The 19,178-nt window shown below is 45.1% G+C and carries 16 protein-coding genes; 6 read left to right on the top strand and 10 right to left on the bottom strand.

The window, feature by feature from the left end; all coding sequences use genetic code 11:
- The first annotated feature begins 68 nt into the window (after positions 1–68).
- The 3 genes from CUN85_RS08890 (at position 69) to CUN85_RS08880 (ending at position 2,264) form a co-directional block, all read left to right on the top strand.
- Positions 69–689 (top strand): GbsR/MarR family transcriptional regulator, encoded by a 621-nt coding sequence (locus CUN85_RS08890; RefSeq protein ID WP_135389977.1) that lies wholly within the window; start codon positions 69–71, stop codon positions 687–689.
- Positions 690–776: 87 nt separating this feature from the next.
- Entirely contained in the window at positions 777–1,205 is a 429-nt protein-coding gene (locus CUN85_RS08885; protein ID WP_135389976.1) for a nucleoside 2-deoxyribosyltransferase, read from the top strand.
- Positions 1,206–1,343: 138 nt separating this feature from the next.
- Positions 1,344–2,264, top strand: a complete 921-nt coding sequence (locus tag CUN85_RS08880) for a bile acid:sodium symporter family protein (protein WP_135389975.1) — start codon at positions 1,344–1,346, stop codon at positions 2,262–2,264.
- 45 nt (positions 2,265–2,309) lie between these two features.
- Here CUN85_RS08880 and CUN85_RS08875 read toward each other — a convergent pair whose 3' ends face one another.
- Together CUN85_RS08875 and CUN85_RS08870 are read right to left on the bottom strand one after the other, a co-directional pair.
- Positions 2,310–2,927 (bottom strand): TIGR00296 family protein, encoded by a 618-nt coding sequence (locus CUN85_RS08875; RefSeq protein WP_167848847.1) that lies wholly within the window; start codon positions 2,925–2,927, stop codon positions 2,310–2,312.
- 116 nt (positions 2,928–3,043) lie between these two features.
- Positions 3,044–4,276 (bottom strand): phosphoglycerate kinase, encoded by a 1,233-nt coding sequence (locus CUN85_RS08870; protein ID WP_135389973.1) that lies wholly within the window; start codon positions 4,274–4,276, stop codon positions 3,044–3,046.
- A gap of 168 nt (positions 4,277–4,444) precedes the next feature.
- On the opposite strand from CUN85_RS08870, the gene CUN85_RS08865 reads away from it, so the two are divergent.
- Entirely contained in the window at positions 4,445–5,005 is a 561-nt protein-coding gene (locus CUN85_RS08865; protein ID WP_135389972.1) for a flavodoxin family protein, read from the top strand.
- A 120-nt stretch (positions 5,006–5,125) separates the two neighbouring features.
- Here CUN85_RS08865 and CUN85_RS08860 read toward each other — a convergent pair whose 3' ends face one another.
- The 7 genes from CUN85_RS08860 to cgi121 all read right to left on the bottom strand — a co-directional run bounded on the left by CUN85_RS08860 (position 5,126) and on the right by cgi121 (position 15,515).
- On the bottom strand, positions 5,126–6,199 hold the full coding sequence (locus CUN85_RS08860; RefSeq protein WP_135389971.1) for a phosphotransacetylase family protein: 1,074 nt from the start codon (positions 6,197–6,199) through the stop codon (positions 5,126–5,128).
- A gap of 63 nt (positions 6,200–6,262) precedes the next feature.
- Positions 6,263–8,359 carry an acetate--CoA ligase alpha subunit gene (gene acs / locus CUN85_RS08855; protein ID WP_135389970.1) on the bottom strand — a complete coding sequence of 699 codons (2,097 nt, stop codon included), beginning with the start codon at positions 8,357–8,359 and terminating at the stop codon, positions 6,263–6,265.
- A gap of 125 nt (positions 8,360–8,484) precedes the next feature.
- Positions 8,485–10,068 carry a PGF-pre-PGF domain-containing protein gene (locus tag CUN85_RS08850; RefSeq protein WP_167848843.1) on the bottom strand — a complete coding sequence of 528 codons (1,584 nt, stop codon included), beginning with the start codon at positions 10,066–10,068 and terminating at the stop codon, positions 8,485–8,487.
- 322 nt (positions 10,069–10,390) lie between these two features.
- Positions 10,391–11,923 (bottom strand): PGF-pre-PGF domain-containing protein, encoded by a 1,533-nt coding sequence (locus CUN85_RS08845; protein ID WP_167848842.1) that lies wholly within the window; start codon positions 11,921–11,923, stop codon positions 10,391–10,393.
- A 589-nt stretch (positions 11,924–12,512) separates the two neighbouring features.
- Positions 12,513–13,802 (bottom strand): tRNA (N(6)-L-threonylcarbamoyladenosine(37)-C(2))-methylthiotransferase, encoded by a 1,290-nt coding sequence (locus CUN85_RS08840; protein WP_135389967.1) that lies wholly within the window; start codon positions 13,800–13,802, stop codon positions 12,513–12,515.
- 9 nt (positions 13,803–13,811) lie between these two features.
- A complete protein-coding gene (gene glpX / locus CUN85_RS08835) occupies positions 13,812–14,903 on the bottom strand; it encodes a class II fructose-bisphosphatase (RefSeq protein ID WP_135389966.1) in 1,092 nt (363 codons plus the stop codon).
- A gap of 102 nt (positions 14,904–15,005) precedes the next feature.
- Positions 15,006–15,515 (bottom strand): KEOPS complex subunit Cgi121, encoded by a 510-nt coding sequence (cgi121, locus tag CUN85_RS08830; RefSeq protein WP_135389965.1) that lies wholly within the window; start codon positions 15,513–15,515, stop codon positions 15,006–15,008.
- A gap of 117 nt (positions 15,516–15,632) precedes the next feature.
- Here cgi121 and CUN85_RS13000 point away from each other — a divergent pair, with 117 nt between their 5' ends.
- On the top strand, positions 15,633–15,782 hold the full coding sequence (locus CUN85_RS13000; protein ID WP_167848841.1) for a hypothetical protein: 150 nt from the start codon (positions 15,633–15,635) through the stop codon (positions 15,780–15,782).
- Between the two features lie 230 nt (positions 15,783–16,012).
- A complete protein-coding gene (gene leuS / locus CUN85_RS08825; protein ID WP_135389964.1) occupies positions 16,013–18,916 on the top strand; it encodes a leucine--tRNA ligase in 2,904 nt (967 codons plus the stop codon).
- Positions 18,917–18,945: 29 nt separating this feature from the next.
- On the opposite strand, the gene CUN85_RS08820 is transcribed toward leuS, so the two are convergent.
- The coding region (locus CUN85_RS08820) for a zinc ribbon domain-containing protein (RefSeq protein ID WP_167848840.1) at positions 18,946–19,178 on the bottom strand (233 nt) is incomplete at its 5' end.

Here is a 19,178-nt window from a genome sequence, read left to right as displayed (position 1 = left end):
ATATTATGGTTAAAGTCGCGTATTTCACGTATTCCGACAAACTTCAAATCTTAAATTGAGGGCGATCCGTGGACAAGAAAAGAAAAAAGGTAGCAAGAGCACCTTTAAATCCGGGTGATAAAAGAGGTGAAAACAACACCCGGCGATGCCCGTTGCTCTCCCCCAGGAAAGAGACTAAAAATGTAGCATGGATACCTCATGATCCGGCAAGCCCGAAAGAAGAATTTACCGAACTCATAACCCAGAACTTAAGATCAGAAGGGTTCGACGAGATATCCTCAAGGATCGTCGGAGTTCTTTTCATAGAAACCGAGGAAATGTCACTCGAAGAGATATCCATAGAGACAGGATACAGTTTATCTGCAGTCAGCACTGCCATGAAGAGCCTTTCACAATTCCATATTGTGAGAAGGTTTCAAAAACCAGGTTCAAAAAAGGCTTTCTTTTTCCTTGATAAAAACCTGGTATCCATCAGTGCGCAGGCACTTAGAATGAAATATGACAGTGTGATACTCCCGTCCAAGAAGATGCTGCCCGATATCATCGAGAAATATGAGCAGGAGAGATTGGAGAGATCCCGGAGAGAGCTTGAGATAATTACCCACTACTACAGGCAGATACTTAAACTCGAATCGATTGTAGGGGATTTCCTTGATGAGATGGAGAACATAGTTCATCAAGAAGAATAAAAGAACGATCATTTTCACCTTGCTCACAACAGCATTATTAACCATACCGACTATCTAGGTATCCTAAAATTCCAAGGATGAGAAATAATGGACGGGAAAAAACAAATATACCTTGCAGGCCCTCTTTTTTCAAAGGCTGAAAGGGACTTTAACCTATACCTGAGGGACAGACTTGTAGAGATCGGATACAAGGTATTCCTGCCACAGGAAGACGGGGAGGATAACCTTTCAAGTAGACTTGAGGACAGGGTCAGAAATGTATTCATAAATGATGTGAAAGGTATCGACCAATCGGACATAGTGCTGGCCGTGCTGGACGGTGGCAGCGACGTTGATTCGGGAACCGCGTGGGAGATGGGGTACGCCTACGCAAAAGGTATACCAGTATTCGGACTTAAGACCGATTTTCGAACCTTCGGGGATGAAGGTATTGTTAATCTCATGATGGAAATGTCTGTCGAGAAACTTGAAAGGGATGTTGAGAATATCCTGAAAGTGCTCGAAGAGTTCAGGTAAACAGATAGTCTTTGCTGAATTCTCAGATAACCTAATTCTTCAGGGTTTTGCTTTAGCAGGAAAACAATATATCTGCACAAAGGATAGATTTTTTACAATTGGCAGCATCGTTACTCCAATCCTTCACGGAAGAGTAACATGCTGCAAAGATTCACTTCTCTGTTCCCCCTGTGGGCTGTAATCCTCTCGGTAGTTGCATTGTTCTATCCGGATATATTCCTCCCTTACAGAGATGCTATTCCCCTGCTACTTGGGATAGTGATGTTCGGCATGGGAATGACCCTTTCTGCCAGGGATTTCCTGCTCGTGCTCAAAAAGCCGGGAGTAGTACTTTTCGGAACTGCTATACAGTATACCTTGATGCCTTTGATAGGTTTTGTTATTTCAATAGCATTATCCCTCCCTCCTGAACTTACTGCAGGTGTCGTACTTCTGGGCTCCTGCCCCGGCGGCACGGCTTCCAATGTGATATGTTATCTTGCCAGAGGAGATGTGGCACTTTCCATTGTACTGACCTCGGTATCCACCCTTTTATCTTTTATAGCCACACCTCTGCTCACATGGCTCTATATCGGTCAGACAGTTCCCGTTGATATATACGGGATGGTGATCAGTATCCTGCAGATAGTGATAGTTCCGGTTACTCTTGGCATCGGGCTGAACACTTTTCTGGATACCCGTACGGACAGCTTCCGACATGTTTTTCCTGCAATCTCAGTAATAACAATCGTGATCATAATAGCTATAATCATGGCACTGAACAGGGATAACGTCATATCTGCCGGCCTGCTTGTGATGAGCGTGACCATTCTGCATAACCTGCTGGGACTGGCAAGCGGTTACGGGCTTTCCCGGCTGATCGGGCTCAGTGAGACAGAGTCCAGAACTATCACCTTTGAGGTAGGTATGCAGAACTCCGGCCTCAGTGTTGCCCTTGCCATTGAGCACTTTTCAGCGATTGCAGCATTGCCAGGTGCTCTCTTCAGCATCTGGCATAATATCTCCGGTTCATTCCTTGCCTCCTACTGGTCAGAAAGGAAGGAACCAGAACAACAGTAGTTATTTTGATCGAACGTGAAAAGCAAAAAAGGAAAAATCGGGAAATCATTCTTTTAAGCAGGCTTTTTCCCGGATATCTTTTTCAAAGACTTCTCCATTAGGTTCTTTTTCCGAAAATATCTGGCCTTCAAAACAGTAGACTTCGGCACCTGTGGCCCAGGCATCCGGAGGAAGCCCGGCCTTCAGACATGTATGACCCAAAAACTCCACCTCATCCATCTGGTTCTCAGGTGCCACCTGCGGAAGAAGCAGGCCCTGCCTGTAACCACTCTTGACTATCAAACCATGCCTTCCGATCTTAATGGAGGACGGGAGATCCCTGGGTTCCACATTAATTTGCTCGGGCCGGGTCAGGACGGTCACCTCTATGGTAACGAAGGTCATCTCATCGATTCGCACAGGCGGAAACCGGGGGTCCCTGAAACCTGCAGAGATAGCGGAATCGGTAATCGCATGCTTCAGAGGGGAATCGCCATACGGATGGCCGATACACCCCCTCAGCTCTCCATTCTTGGAAAGGGTCACAAAAACTCCCCGGGGCTCATCAAATATAGAGGGAAGCTGTATCTCCGAACCATCCATCATTTCACCTGTCCGCAGATATGTCTCTATAGCATCCCTTGCAAGATGAACAGCTGTCTTACCCTCTTCTTCCGTAAGCAATACTGCTTTATCTTCCATACACACACTCCGATCACTGTCATTTGTTGCAAGCTTGGGTTGTTTTTCAAACCTTTCAACTTGCAAGGCCCTTATGGACCATGATTAGAGTTTGTAGCTCATTGGTTATGTCTGTATCGCGAGGCAGCATCCTTAAGTGATTTAATACCGGGAAGAGTCATACCTGCAAGATAGTCGATACATGCACCACCACCCGTGCTCAGGTGAGAGAACCTGTCATCATAACCCAGGTTCCGGATCTCGGCTGAGATATGCCCTCCCCCAGCGATCGAATACTCTGAGTGCACGGCTGCTTTTATAATCTCATGGGTCCCCAGTGCAAAGGAATCCTTTTCTGCAAGACCTGCAGGCCCGTTAAGCACAACTGTCTTCGCATTCCGAATCTCTTTGGAATAAGCTACAATGCTCTCAAGTCCAATGTCATTTATCGGGAAGCCGTCGGCAGGAAGTTCATCAACCTGGACCTCAACCCTTTTCCCATCGTCATTAAGAGCAACATCTATAGGAAGGCCGATCTTTCCGTCGAACTCATCCAGTATCTGTTTTCCACGCTCGATCTGATCGAGATAACCCAGGGATCCTATGAAATCCATGTTGACCTTACCTATATCGACTCCGTTTGCAGAGAGCATGACGTTTCCCACAATTCCTGTAAGAAGCACCCTGTCTGCACTTCCGTTAGACAGTACATTCTCGGCAACCTTCAGCGAATCGTCCACCTTTGCACCCCCCAGCACAAAGATGCAGGGACATTCACTACCCTTTAAACCCCTGTCAAGGGAAGTGATCTCATTTTCCATGACCCTTCCGGCTCCGCTTGGCAGGATCTCGGTAAAGCCTGTGATCGAGAGCTGAGATCTGTGAGACACCGCAAAGGCGTCATTCAGGAATATATCCATCAAAGGTGAGAGCTTTTTTACCATATGTGTATGGGAATGCTCTTTTGCAGGGCGTTTAAGGCTCTCCTCTGCATAGAACCTGACATTTTCAAGCAGTATGACATCCCCTTTTTGCATTGAAGATATCCGGGACCTGGCATGACTGCCAAAAATGTCATCCACATACTCCACCTCTTTTCCCATGTATCGCGACATGCGTTTAGCATGTGGCTTCATGGTTGTGAAATCACTTTTTCCGGCCCTGCTCTGATGCGCAAGTAAGACCACTCTGGCATCTTCAAGGTCCTTTAATGTGGGTATATGGCTTTTTATTCGCATATCATCAAGGATATTCTCCTCGGGATCCATAGGCACATTCAGGTCCACTCTCACAAGGATTGTTTTTCCATCCACGTCAAAATCATCGATAGTAAGATAATCTCTAGAAGTCAAATTTCCATCACCACTATATTTGTCACCTGTAAATCTTTGGCAATATAGACTCTATATACATAATATGTTTATGTGATATAAATACAGACAACCATCATTCGTTTTGGTGAATGAACCGATAATCCAAAAACTAATATTTGTTGACCTGTAATCATCAATGGTGATAATATGAAGATCATAGGTATTTCAGGAAGTCCTAAAGCAGGCGGGAATAATGATAAGCTCATTGAGAAGATGCTTGGTATAGCAAAAGAAAGAGGTTTTGAAACAGATACAGTACTTATCTCAGAATCGCAAATTGCCCCCTGCACAGCCTGTGGAGTCTGCGGCAAAGGAGAAAAATGTCCTGTGGGGGACGATATGCAGCCGGCATATGACAAACTTTTACAGGCAGACGGTATAATAGTCTCATCACCTGTATATTTTGGAACGATGACTGCGCAGCTCAAGGCACTTTGTGACAGGAGTGTCCTGCTTAGAAGACAGGGTTTTAAGCTAAGCAACAAGGTGGGCGCAGCAATGGCCATCGGAGGGTCAAGGAACGGAGGTCAGGAAAAGACCATCCAGTCGATCCACGAATGGATGCACATCCATGGCATGATAGTGGTGGGTGACGGAGGACATTTCGGAGGCATACTCAGAAAGCCTGCTGAAGAAGATGAAGAAGGCATGAGAACAGCAGAAGACACCATCAATAAGTTGTGCGATGTTCTTCAGATGATAGAATGAACCGAAGGACCTATTAGAGGAAATGGACAAAAAAAAGATGAGGGAATTCTAATATAGAAACAATATAGAAACCCTTTAAAAATGACCCCATGAGAGCTGATTAAGCTCTCTGCTCATATATCAGAATTCCAGATCCATACTTGCGGCGATCGACCTCAGGTCAACATTACTTTCCAGGAGTTCCACTATCCTGTCAAGTTTCACCTGTTGTTTTATGTGAGCATGACCGATAAGTTGCTCCATCCTTTCTATTGTGGTCATTGTATCGCTACGCACAAGGATCACAGGGATACCTGCTTCTTCTGCGCTTGCAAGGACAGCGCCGCTGGGCAACATATTTCCTGTCAGTATCAGGCACTTGACTCTTGTTTCAATGGCAGCCATCTGTATATCAGCCCTGTCACCACCTGTGATCACAGCCGTGTTGGGTAATCTTCGGAAGTACTTGATGGCAGAACCTGCTTCCATGGCCCCTACAAGATAGTTATCGACAAATTCTTCAAGACTTTCCGTACCTACAAGGATCTCTGCGCGCAGACCTTCAACGATCTCAGAAATAGGTACCGATCGAAGGGTCTTATCCTGGGGAATCACCCCGAACACCTTAATGCCTTTCTTTTCCAGGAAAGGAACAACAAGCTCGGTAACCCTCTCCATCATGTCTGCTGGTACCTCGTTAAGGATAACACCTGCAAGTATGTTCGGGTCCTGTATTATACGTAGATCGCATAATATGCGGTCGACAGCATAAATGGAATCGAAACGGGTCACAAGCAGCATTCTGGTCCCGATCTTGGATGCGATCTCGGGATCCGAAAGGTTGTACATAGCCCCTCCTCCGATACCCCCCGTACCTTCGATGATGACAACATCCTTACCTTCCGAAATCGTCGAATAGGCTTCCATGAGCCTCTCATCAAGATCCTTTTTTACACCGATCAGTGCATCATCTATCAGACTGTCAGTCAGATGGATTGGAGTAATCGTTTTTGTAGGGTCATCAAGTCCCAGCATTGATTTGATGCCTTCAGCATCCTCATCTGTAAGAGAGCCGTGAACGTCTATCAGAAGATTTCCTATCGGCTTCATGTATCCGACCACATGGCCCCTGTCACGGAGTATCTTACCCAGTCCCATACAGACGGAACTCTTACCTGAAAACTTCTCTGAAGAACTAACCAATATCGATGCCATTATCTCGCTCCCTTGAACCTGATTTTCATAATAACTAACCCTGAATTGTAATATTGATACATCTTATTTCACATCTATAGTGAACCTTACGTCCATTGCGACACAACCCTGACCATCCTGCATCACCATCAAAGGATTGATCTCGAACTCCAGAATCTCAGGGAAGTCCGTTACAAGCTGTGATATCCTTATAAGCGCATCAATGATCGAATTGATATCTGAAGGCGCCTCTCCTCTGACACCTGCAATCAAAGGATAGGTTTTTATCGATGACACCATGTGTTTTGCTTCATCGGTGCTTACCGGTGCCACAGAAAAGGAAACATCCTTCAGGAACTCCACATAGGTTCCACCAAGCCCGAACATGAGCAAAGGACCAAATTGTGGATCCCGGTTCATACCAATGATAACCTCTTTTCCACCGGAGACCATTTTCTGCACCTGTACACCCGCTATTCTTGCCTCCGGCATATAACGATGCACATCCGACATCATGGAATTATAAGCACGTTCTACATCATCCGCATGCCGGAGGTTAAGACGTATACCTCCCACATCGGTCTTGTGAGATATATCAGAAGAGACTATCTTCATTACAACCGGGTAACCGATCTCCTCAGACACACCTACTGCTTCCGGAAGTGTCTTCACTATCCGGGAATCGACTACCTTTATACCATAGGAGGACAGTATGTCCATGGATTCAAGACCGAGGATGCGGTTCTTATTTGAAACGGCATCTTTTATTATTGCATCCGTAGCGCTTTTGTCTACACTTATCTGCTGAGGAGAGGAATGTTTTCGGTCCTTTATCGAATAGTATGTGCAGAGTGCGTCCATACTGGTAACAGCCCGCTCCAGAGAAGGATAATTGGGGATGCCGTTCTTTTGTAAAGTCGCTTCTCCTTCCGAAACACGTGTTCCACCTGCAAGATTGCATAAAATGGGTTTTTCCGAATCCCTGATAATATCAACTATCTTCTCCGCTATCTCCGTCACTTCTGTCATGGCCTGGGGTGAAACAAGAAGAATTATGCCATCCACGTTATTATCCGCAAGTACGGTTTCCAGAGCGTGCGCATATACATCCGCACTGGCATCCCCGAGCACATCAACGGGGTCATACAGGTTTGCAGCAGGAGGCAAGGTACCTCGCAGCTCATTGATAGTTGATTCCTCGAATGAGGCAATGTTAAGTCCTGCACTGGAACATGCATCTGCCGTCAGTATGCCAAGACCTCCCGCATTGGTGACGATGGCAATATTCCTTCCCTTCGGCAGAGGATACGCTGAAAAAGCCCTGGACAGGTCAAGCATCTCTATCAGGGAATCTGCCCTTATGACCCCGCTTTGCCTGAAAGCTGCATCATAGGCAGCGTCAGAGCCTGCAAGGGTTCCTGTGTGGGAAGACACCGCCCTGGAACCTACAGATGTCCTTCCGGATTTTACAATTATCACAGGTTTGGACCTGGTCACACTTTGTGCGATCTTTATAAAATCGGGCCCGTTCTTAACCCCTTCCAGATAAGCAGAAATTACAGCAGTTGAGTTATCATTCTCAAAGAACTCCAGGAAATCGTTCTCATCCAGGTCTGCCTTGTTCCCAAGACTGACAAACTTGGAAAAACCGACATTGGTCCTGTCCGCCCAGTCAAGAGCCACCGTACAGATAGCACCCGATTGTGACATCAAGGCGATATTACCTTTGTGTGCCATGTTTGCCGCAAAGGTTGCATTAAGACCGGAGCCCGTATCAATAATGCCAAGGCAGTTTGGACCTACCATCCTGACACCGTATTTCTGGCATATCTCAAGGCACTCCCTCTCCAGACGGGCGCCCTCTACACCTGCTTCCTTGAAACCTGCAGATATGACAACAACGTTTGCTATACCTGCCCTTCCACACTGGTCTATGGCTTCAGGTACAAATTTTGCAGGTATCACAATAACAGCAAGGTCAACTTTTTTCTCCTTTGGGACATCAAGGATGCCCTTATAGGCACGAAGCCCGAGTATCTCACCGTCATTGGGGTTTACCGGCACGATATTCTCAATACCGTTTGCCATCAGGTTCTCAAGTACCGCCCTTCCGACCTTGCCCTCTTTCCTGGAAGCGCCTATCACTGCCACACCATTCGGATCAAACATTCTCTCAAGCATAATATTCCCTGAATTTCCCTTGCTACATCTAAGTCTCAATTATAGATAAAATATTGGGAAAGATGTTAGATGAACTATCTTCATAGAAATAACGAATTTTGGTTTAAGTGTGATATCACTAAAAACTATTTTTTGAGACGTTTGAATACTTCTTCACCCTGATTCCTCAGCTGAGGCCCAATTTCATCAAAATTGATTCTGTGTTTTATAGCCACAAAGCCGATTGTCCATAGTACGAAAAGTCCGATTCCCAGTATTAATAGACCATATGATAACATGGAACTGTTTGAAGTATCGGCCACATTGTCAGCGCCGGAAGAGCCACCATGGAAAAGGCTTCCATTATCTTCCGATCGATCATCTTCTCCTTCTGCCAGAGAATTAAGAACTGTGTTTTCGTCTGCACTCACTATGGCAAATGGCGAGAATCCCGGGGTTTGAGCTGTATAATACACATATGCATCATCTTCACCGGTCCTTTCTGTGGCCAGGGCCCCCCACTCATTATGATAGTTGTACAGCAGGATGGAATCATATCCGACATTGTTGGATTCAAGCCATTGTTTTTCGACTTTGAAGTTCACTTTTGCTTCCGTGAATTTGTAAGAAGAATACTGACCATTCCCCACCCACACATTCAGGTTTCTGTAAACCAGTCCGGGAGGAGCCTCATTTGCAAAAACAGATGTACCCTTTAACGATTCAACTATTGTCTTGACCTGTCCTCCGCTTACCTGCGGAACAAAACTGACGGACGTAATAGCATGATCTCTGTCAAACTCGAAAATCGCTTCTACTCCGTTAACAACAGACAGGAAGGCGAAATCCGTGACCTCGATGTTTTCATAATTCTCCTGTGTTCCGATGTATGGGTCGAGACGTGTACTTTCTGAGTCTTCGGAACTGAAGCTGGAATTTCCGGTAGTATCTTCAGAGCCGGCAGTATCCGTCGTATCACTGCCATCATTACTGCCGGGATCAGTAGTATTTACAGTGTTACTGCTGCTCTCTTCAGTAGTCCCGGAATCATCCGAAGTATGTTCACTGTCATCCCCCGAAGAGTCATTATCTTCACTAGGGTCATCCTCCCTGCCTTCATACCCTGCATTACCAGATGAATTATCATCTCTCTCGTCATTATCTCCCTCTTCATCATCTCTCTCGTCATTATCTCCCTCTTCATCATCTCTCTCGTCATTATCTCCCTCTTCATCATCTCTCTCGTCATTATCTCCTTCGTCATCATCTCTCTCGTCATCATCTCTCTTGCCATCATCCTTCTTGTCATCATCTCTCTTGCCATCATCCTTCTTGTCATCATCCTTCTTGTCATCATCCTTCTTGTCATCATCCTTCTCGTCATTATCTCTCTCGTCATCATCTCTCTCGTCATCATCTCTCTCGTCATCATCTCTCTCGTCATCATCTCTCTCGTCATCATCTCTCTCGTCATCATCTCTCTCGTCATCATCTCTCTCGTCATCATCTCTCTCGTCATCATCTCTCTCGTCATCATCTCTCTCGTCATCATCTCTCTCGTCATCATCTCCCTCGTCATCATCTCTCTCGTCGTTACCGTCACTTCCGCTATCAGAAGGATCCGCAAACACGGGTACGGATGTCACCAGTAGTAAACCGGTACAAATAAAACAGACAAAAAGTATCTGGAACATGCGATGTTTCTGTCGCTTTACTTTCAGTTCATCCAATAATGAAAAAAGATTCTGAATAAACACCACCAACATATTTGCTTTGGTTTTGACAGTGATAAATACTGTAGAAACTATATTCAGAATCAGAATTTCCCGGGACCTTGTGTTGACCGGGAATTATGTTTTAAAAGGAGAATGGATAAATAATGCTTAAAACACCTGTAAAGCTTCCCTTTTGGATATGGCGCCAGCTATTACTGGGAGATTACTATTGATATTATTGATATAAATGTTCGCAATGTTCAATAAGTCTTAATCAATGTATAAAGGACAGGGGCTGAAACCCCACCCTGCACATTCTTTCAAAAAAGATCCATAGCTATTTTTTACTACGTCTGTAGCGTTTCCCATCAGGATTACCAAATTGCGCCCGAAGGTTTCCATAACACTGTTCACAATATTCTCTCTTATTATATCCCAACAATCCAATGAAAACAACTCCCAGCAGAACCAGGATCAATACGGTTGTTCCTGTTGATCTTTCATTCTGAGTTGCGATGTTGTTCTCTGGTGTTACCATATCATCCACGGAGTTTTTAACATCATCGTCACCTTGAACGGACTCTGTCTCCCCCTCGCTTGCTTCCACATTTGTGATCCCTTCTTCCACACTTGCAATAGCAAACGGTGAAAAGCCGGGAGTTCTGGTAACATAATAGTAGTACACATCATTCCCGCCGGTAAGGGAAGTTGGTAACTGCTCCCATGCATTTCCGGAATACCTTAACAGTTTTATCGAATCAGGATCAACATCGTTGGCATCAATCCAGCTCTTTTCCACCTTGAACACTACCTTTGCATCGGACATAAGCTCAGGAAGGAACTTCCCGTCTCCGACCCATATGTTCATGTTCTTGTAGACATTCCCCGGCGCAGCCCCGGAAACAAGAGTGGAAGTTCCCTTTAGAATTTCAACAACGGTCTTTGTCTGCCCACCATTGAGAGCCGTAGTGAAACTGACAGATATTATACTGTTGTCCTCTATGCCGAAACTGAATACTGTTTCTATGTCCTTTACCACAGGTTTAAGCGCATAATCCTTGAACTCGATGTTCTCGTATGCCTCACCTGTAGTCTGTGAACCACCACCTCCACCGCCTGAACTTGCTGTTTTTTCATCATCTGTCGATGCTTCTTCTACTGTTATTGGAACTTCCATATAAACATAACATTTCCCATCACTTACAGAAAAATTAACATAATATGGCCCTTCCTGATCAGTAGAAGGAGTCCAGTTAAACAGACGGGCAGAGTTGTCAAATGTTGACCCCTCTGGCAATTCACTTATCACTGAATAATTAAGATCATCCTCATCCGGATCAGTTGCATTTATCAAAAACTGGAGGTTCTTGTTTTGCTTTATTGTCTGAGGAGGGACATCAACAAACTCAGGAGCTCTGTTCATATTGTCTATTATCTCAATTTTATAATCTAAGCTAGAAATAGGATATGAAACAGAATTGGCAGTCAGTTGCGTGTTATTAAAATAAATACTAGTATTCCCGCTTTTGTTTGCCTTGAAAGAGATATCAATAACAGGCGTCAGGTTAGTTGCATTGAGTTCATCCATATCATTCAACTCAATATAAACAGAATCATTATAGATGATGTTGCTAATATTACCTGTAACATTATTACTGGTATTAGCTCCGATGAACTCAAGAATACTATGATTAAAACTTAGGGTCAGGTTCAAAGATGTTACGTTACTGCAGTTACTACAGTTTCCTATAGAAATAGAAATATCAGATGTATCCCCTACATACATAGATAATGGTGATTCCGGAGATACAGATGCGGTTGGATCCGATGCTGCGCTCACGATCGATACAGGATTCAAGATCGAAAGCATAATCGAAATGCTTATTAAGATCCTAATATTATTCAATGATCTCTTTTTAGAAGCGTTTTTAATGGAAGGATGCATTAGTACCACTCTTGATGACAATTTATAGTTAACTCCAGATCGACAACATCTAAAGTTATACTCCACTTTTTATTTAGAATACTCTAATTCTCTCAGGATACCCTAATAAATACTCTATATTCTGTGCGGACATTCAATGTATTTACTGACGTCCCCACATATCTCCACTAAATAGCAATACACAATAATATATTATATATTTATTTATTTTAGCATAATTTATAAAATTGTATATATTAATCTATGGACGTTAAATAAACAGGGATCAATTACACTTGAGGGCCTACCTTGAAAATAAAACATACCTTTATAGCTGGTTGCAGAAAGAATCTGTAATATCCAATTCACTTGCAATTATAGTAGGCACCCTTACGGGACTTGCCATCGCTATTTACGGCCGTTCACTTTTCTGGGTATTATCATCAGAAGTGGTATTATCAAACTTTATAATAAAAAGATTAGTGATAAGACCTAGCAGGAAAACGGATTGGAGAATTGAGAATCCTACTTCAGATCATGTGACTATTTTTCCCAGGAAGTAGCCTGGTGTTGCATCATATATACTTACACTGCAGGACATTCCCGGTCCAAGCCCGCAATCCTGATCGCATTCAGGTATCACCACAGGGAGATATGAATCCGTACGTGCCATCATACCCCTTAGTTTTGCCTCTTTGGATATAAAAACAGTAAATTCACGGCCAATAAGAGCATTCTTGGAATCAAGTTTCATCTTTTCACATACATCATGGAGTACATTTGACCTTTTGACAGTGATGCGGGAATCTATCTGCCTGTATTCCAGAGCCTTTGTGAGTGGCCGGGGAGTATACCGGGAGATATTCACCTTATCAGGCCGGAACTCTTTTACCCAGCGCAGGGTCCTTTTGAAATCCTCTTCCTCCTCTCCCGGGTACCCCACTATGATATCAGTGAAAAGAGTCAGGTCATCAAATCTTTCCCTGAATCTTCGGATGACATTGTTAGCCTCTTCAATGCTGTGATAACGGTTCATTCTCTCAAGGACACTGTCTGAAGCCGACTGTACGGGAAGATGCAGCAGTTTGTACACCTTCTCATTCTCAAAGGCATCGAGCAGGTCATCAAGTACAGGAAGCACCGAAAAAGGATTCATCATCCCGACACGCACCTTAAAATCCCCCGGTATGCTGCAGATCATATCCAGCAGTTCCGGAAGCAGTACATCCCCATCTGTTCCGTATTGCCCATTATCCTGTGAGGTCAGCCATATCTCCCGACAACCTTCGAAAACAGCACTCCTGATATCCGCAACGATCTCCCGGGGTTCAAATGACCGTAGCCGTCCCCGGGCAATACTTACGATACAGTAAGCGCATGAGTAGTTACACCCCTGTGACAGCTGACATATGTGGATATTGGGATTGAAGCGCATACGTGGCACATCCTGGAATCCCTCGGGTTCTTTCTGGAAAAACTGTGCATTTTTCTGACCGCTGTAGAGCGAATCGAGCAGCATGCCGATCCTTGAGATAGAATTGACACCCAGTATGTGCGCATCCGGATTCTGTGCCAGAATTTCATCCAGCTGGACCTCAGGCATGCAGCCTGACACCACTACTTCTTTTCCGAGTTCACCTGCTTTCCTGATCTTATGCAGGATCTTCTGCTCTGTGGTATACTTAACAGTACAGGTGTTAATTACCAGTACATCGGCATCCTTTTCAGGAACTATAGAGTGACCCCTGTCCCGGATAGCAGCCTTCATGATCTCTGCGGATGCCTGGCTGGCGGAACATCCGTATGTGGATACGTGAACTTTCATTATTTTAATTTACTGGAACCGCAATACATTGCGTTCCTTGTCATTGATGTAGATCGTGTCTGTGAACTTGACAACACCTGAAGTACCCATTGCAAGGCTGTGAACCCTTGAATCGCCATCCCCGAAAAGGTTCACTCCGCGTAGGACGGAACCGGAGGTCACACCCGTGGCTGCAAAGATCACGTCATTGCCGGGTACAAGGCGCCCTGTGTCCAGTACATCATTGATGTTATCCTCTGTGATCCCCATGCCTTCCAGTCTTGACATCTTCTCTGCCTTTTCCTTTGCGATCTCATCTTCAGACTTATCGTTGGCAACGCTGGGAAGTACGAGACGGGCAAGTATCTTACCCCCAAGGCACTTGAGAGCGGCAGCCGTAAGCACAGCCTCCCCGGAACCGCCTGAACCGAGTACCATATGGACACCCGAACCTCTTACGGCGGTGGCAACACCAGGCATGAGATCTCCGTCACTTACCAGATTAACACGCGCACCGGCTTCCCTTATTTCTTTTATCTTCTGGTCATGCCTTTTTCTATCCAGGATCACCACAACGAGCTCATCAACACTTCTGTCCAGTGCTTTTGCAACGATCTCGAGATTGTACCGGACAGGGGCATCAAGGTCAATCATCTCTTCAGGGTGCTCTTTCTCATAACTGACAACCTGGGGCCCCACAACTATTTTGTCCATATATATGTCAGGACCATGGAAAAGTCCGCCCCGCTCAGCCATTGCCATCACGGAGATCGCACCCGGGAAACCATTAGCTGCAAGGTTAGTACCTTCGAGAGGGTCCACGGCGATATCTACCTCTATATCCTCTTTCCATGTACCGACCTGCTCCCCGATATAAAGCATAGGAGCTTCGTCACGTTCACCCTCCCCTATCTTGATGATACCTTTCATACCAAGACAGTTCAGCATTCTTCTCATGGCTTCCACTGACACATGGTCACAGAAATTCTTCTCTCCACGGCCGATCTGATAGGCTGCAGCAATAGCTGCCGCCTCGGTAACATGTAACAACCTGGGCAGAAGCATGTTTTCGATCAGTCCTGCGCCGTTTATCATATGTTCTGCGGTTTTCGGATGAGTCATAATTCGTTTCCCCTGATTTCAATAAATAACAACATAAATAGATTGGTGCTACCTGTATTAACAATTTCCATATTAGAATGTTGGCTTTGCTCTCCTGGGTGCCTATTTCAATACATCCACAAGAGCCACTCTTTCAAGAACCAGTTCGGGTACCATCTCTTCCCCTACAGCCCCGATCTCTTTCTCTGTTATATCGAACTGAGAGAGAATAGCTTCCCTCTTGCGGGCAGAGTATTCGATAACATCCTTCTTACATACGAGCCCTCCCAGTTCTGCCAATGAACAGGATATATTTTCAGGGTCACCCAGTACGACAAATACAATGTCCATCTCCCCTTCGTGTACCCCCATTAAAAAAGCATCCCCGATCTGCCTCTTTCCCGATGCATACCGCATTATCTCTATGCCCGGATCATTGGCGGCGTTACATTTGTTAGCTATTGCACGCAATGCCTTTTCAACAGCAAAGGCAACATGCTTCTCCCCTACAATCATCCCTGCATTCATAGCCTGGATAATGGTCCCGTTCTCCGAAGAGACCGATGATATTTGTTTAAGGAAACCGGGAATATCCTTTATGACAGTATGGCCGCAGAATACTCTAAAATCCATGTGCTGGAATTGGAGTTATCCCGGATAAGCATATCGGTATTATAGAAAAGGACCAATGTGGACCTGCGCAAATTATATTTTCCGGGAAAGCAGATTAAATATGGGAGGTAAGATCATATGGACAAATCATGTGATATGCAAGTGGGAGACCGTTACTCATGTGGAAACTGCAGTTTTGAGATGGAAGTAATTGTTCCCTGTGACATATGTGATGAAGGAAGGATAATGTGCCCATGCTGCGGCGAACCTTTGCATCCGAGAGAGTAAAAAGCTCATCAAAATATTTTTTCAGGATTGTTTTGATTCAGATCAGTTAACTAACGAAAACAGCATTTATTTCCGTTTGTTTTATTTAGGTTGATAATTATTAGCAGCACAAGAACCTAATATTAGAAAGATTGTCTTTTCAAAGTTAAAGGCATAAACTAAGTGCATGTTTTACTAAGCAAATCATAATTTCAGCAGGGATTAAAAACCGGCGTGAGAAGGTGTGAACAATGGAACAGGATTATAATCCGCATGTAATGGAAAAAAAATGGCAGAGCCGTTGGAATGAAAGCCGGGTCTTTGAACCTGAACCCGACGAGAGGGAGAAGTTCTTCATAACCATCCCTTATCCTTACTTAAACGGCAATTTACACGCCGGACACACCCGGACCTTCACGATAGGCGATGTGGTCGCAAGACATAGAAGGATGCTGGGTTACAATGTGCTTTACCCCATGGGCTTTCATGTTACCGGGACCCCCATAGTGGGACTTGCGGAACTTATCGCCAGCAAGGACCCGCAGACAATGGACGTGTATTCCAGGCTGCACAAGATCCCGGAGGAGATCCTGCCCTCACTGGATACGCCGGAAAAGATAGTGGACTACTTCAGTGTAGAGGCTGAAATTGCAATGCGTTCAATCGGATATTCCATTGACTGGCGCAGAAAGTTCACCACCACCGACCCTACATATAAGAAGTTCATTGAATGGCAGTTCAATCTGCTGCATGAAAAAGGCCTTATTGTGAAAGGATCACATCCTGTCAAATGGTGCCCAAATGATAATAATCCTGTTGAGGACCATGATATCCTGTATGGGGAAGAGGCAACTATAGTCGATTACACATTTGTGAAATTCGAGTACGACGGAGTCATCCTGCCCTGTGCCACCCTGCGACCAGAAACAATTTTCGGGGTAACCAATCTCTGGGTCAACCCGGATATAGAACATGTCAAGATAAAGGTCAGAAAGGACGGGAAAGAAGAGTTCTGGATAGTCAGCAAAGAAGCCTGCAATAAACTCACATACACCGACAGGGAAGTCGAATTTGTAGAGAACGTACCTCCGGAATCGATCATCGGGATCAGGGTTAAGAACCCGCTGACAGGAAAAGATGTCATCACACTGCCCGCATCCTTTGTAAAAGGTGGCAATGGAAGCGGAATAGTCATGAGTGTACCGGCACATGCTCCCTACGATTACCTCGCAGTCAAGGACCTATATGATAAAGACCTTTCAGAATACGGAATCACTGAGAATATCAGGGATATAGAATTCATATCCCTGATAGAAGTGAAGGATTTCGGAGAATACCCTGCAGTGGATGCTGTCGAACAGCTGGGGGTCAAGGATCAGAAAGATCCGAAAGCAGAAGAGGCGACAAAACTTGTGTACCGACGTGAGTTCCATGGCGGTGTGCTCAAGGAAAATACAGGAGAGTATGCAGGCATTGCTGTCGCCAAGATAAAAGACGTGCTTACCCGGGATCTTCTTGAAAAGAGTATTGGAGAGGTTTTCTATGAGTTCAGCGAACCTGTGGTTTGCCGCTGTGGAACGCCCTGTGTTGTGAATATGGTTAAAGGACAGTGGTTCCTTAACTATTCCAATCCTGAGTGGAAGGACAAGGTTTGCAGATGTATACAGAATATGGAAATAATCCCGGAGGAGATACGGGTAGAGTTTAACAATAAGGTCGACTGGCTCAAGGACAAGGCATGCGCCAGAAAAAAGGGACTTGGTACAAGATTGCCCTTTGACCAGGACTGGCTTATCGAATCCCTCGGAGATTCTACCATCTACATGTCCTACTATATCACCAATAAGTTCTTTTCACAGGGTATCCTGCCTGAACAACTGAAACCATCTCTTTTTGACTATGTTCTGCTCGGGAAGGGCACAGTTCAGAAAACCGCAGGGGATACCGGGCTCGATGAACCACTCATCGCAAATATAAAGGCAGATTTCGATTACTGGTACCCGGTAGATCTCAGGTCATCCGGAAAGGATCTCGTTCCAAACCACCTGTTGTTCTTCCTTTTCCACCATGTGGCAATATTCGGGGAGGAGAAATGGCCACGTGCCCTGGCTGTAAATGGGTTCGTGTCACTCGAAGGCCAGAAGATGAGCAAATCAAAAGGACCCATCCTGACCATGAAAGAAGCCGTAAGTACATATGGTGCCGATGTTTCGCGTATGTACATCCTCTCCAGCGCAGAACAGACACAGGATGCTGACTGGAGAAATGCAGGGATTGAAAGCGCAAAAAAGCAGATGGAGAGATTCTACAAACTGGCAAAGGAGATCATAGACTCCGGAGCACAATCTGGTATTGAAGGTGAGCTGCACCTCATCGACCGCTGGATGCTCAGCAGGCTGCAGCAGTTCGTGAGGGACACTAACAATGATATGACATCCATCAGGACCAGAGGTGCGTTGCAGAACGCCTATTTCCTGCTCTATAATGATGTAAAATGGTACCAGAGGCGTGGCGGAAAAGCAGTCCTCTATGATGTGCTTGATACATGGGTACGCCTGATGGCACCATTCACACCCCATATCTGCGAGGAGATCTGGCATGCAATGGGACATCTCGGAGGAGATCTTGTATCCCTGGCACCATATCCTATATTCTGCCCGGAATATGTGGACAACGATGCAGAGCTTGCTGAGGAACTTATCTGTAATACACTGTCGGACATTGAAGAGATAATCAAGGTCACAAAGCTCACCCCTAAGAAGGCTGTGCTTTACACATCCCCTTCATGGAAGACAAAAGCATTCAAACTTGCTCTGAAGATGTTGCAGGATGAAGACCTTAACCCCGGCAAACTTATCAAGACCCTTATGGCTGATTCTGAAAATCGCCAGTATGGTAAAGAAGTGCCAAAATATGTGCAGAAGCTTGTCCCGGATATCACCAACATGAATACCGAAAGATTTGAGATGTTGCTTGGTTTTGACCTTGATGAGCAAAGCGTACTCAGGGAGAACGGTGAATGTCTTGCAAATGAGATCGGATGTCCGATCGAGGTATATACTGCAGATGCTCCGGAGTATGACCCCGAGAACAAGTCAAGGTTTGCAGCACCACTTCGGCCTGCAATATACCTTGAGTCAACTACCACCCTCTGAATAGGGTGGCTTGTCCTTCTATGTTCCATTTAACAGGACAGAGGACAATGGGGTAGTTGACAGATACCCCTGGATGATATATTATTGGAAGCGTTAATATCGGCATTTTCAGCATGTCCGCAATTGACACAGAGGAACTCTGATTGAGTTTTTCTGTTCTTTTTGTCAATGTGTCTACACATCGAGCATTCTATTGATGTGTTTTTTGGGTCTACTTCAAATACTGGAATACCTGCGAGAGTAGCTTTGTATTTGAGGAAAT

It is taken from the genome of Methanolobus halotolerans (assembly GCF_004745425.1).
GTDB classification, from domain to species: domain Archaea; phylum Halobacteriota; class Methanosarcinia; order Methanosarcinales; family Methanosarcinaceae; genus Methanolobus; species Methanolobus halotolerans.
The sequence above is the reverse complement of the archived record's forward strand: the minus strand, read 5'-3'. Positions and strand labels throughout refer to the sequence as shown.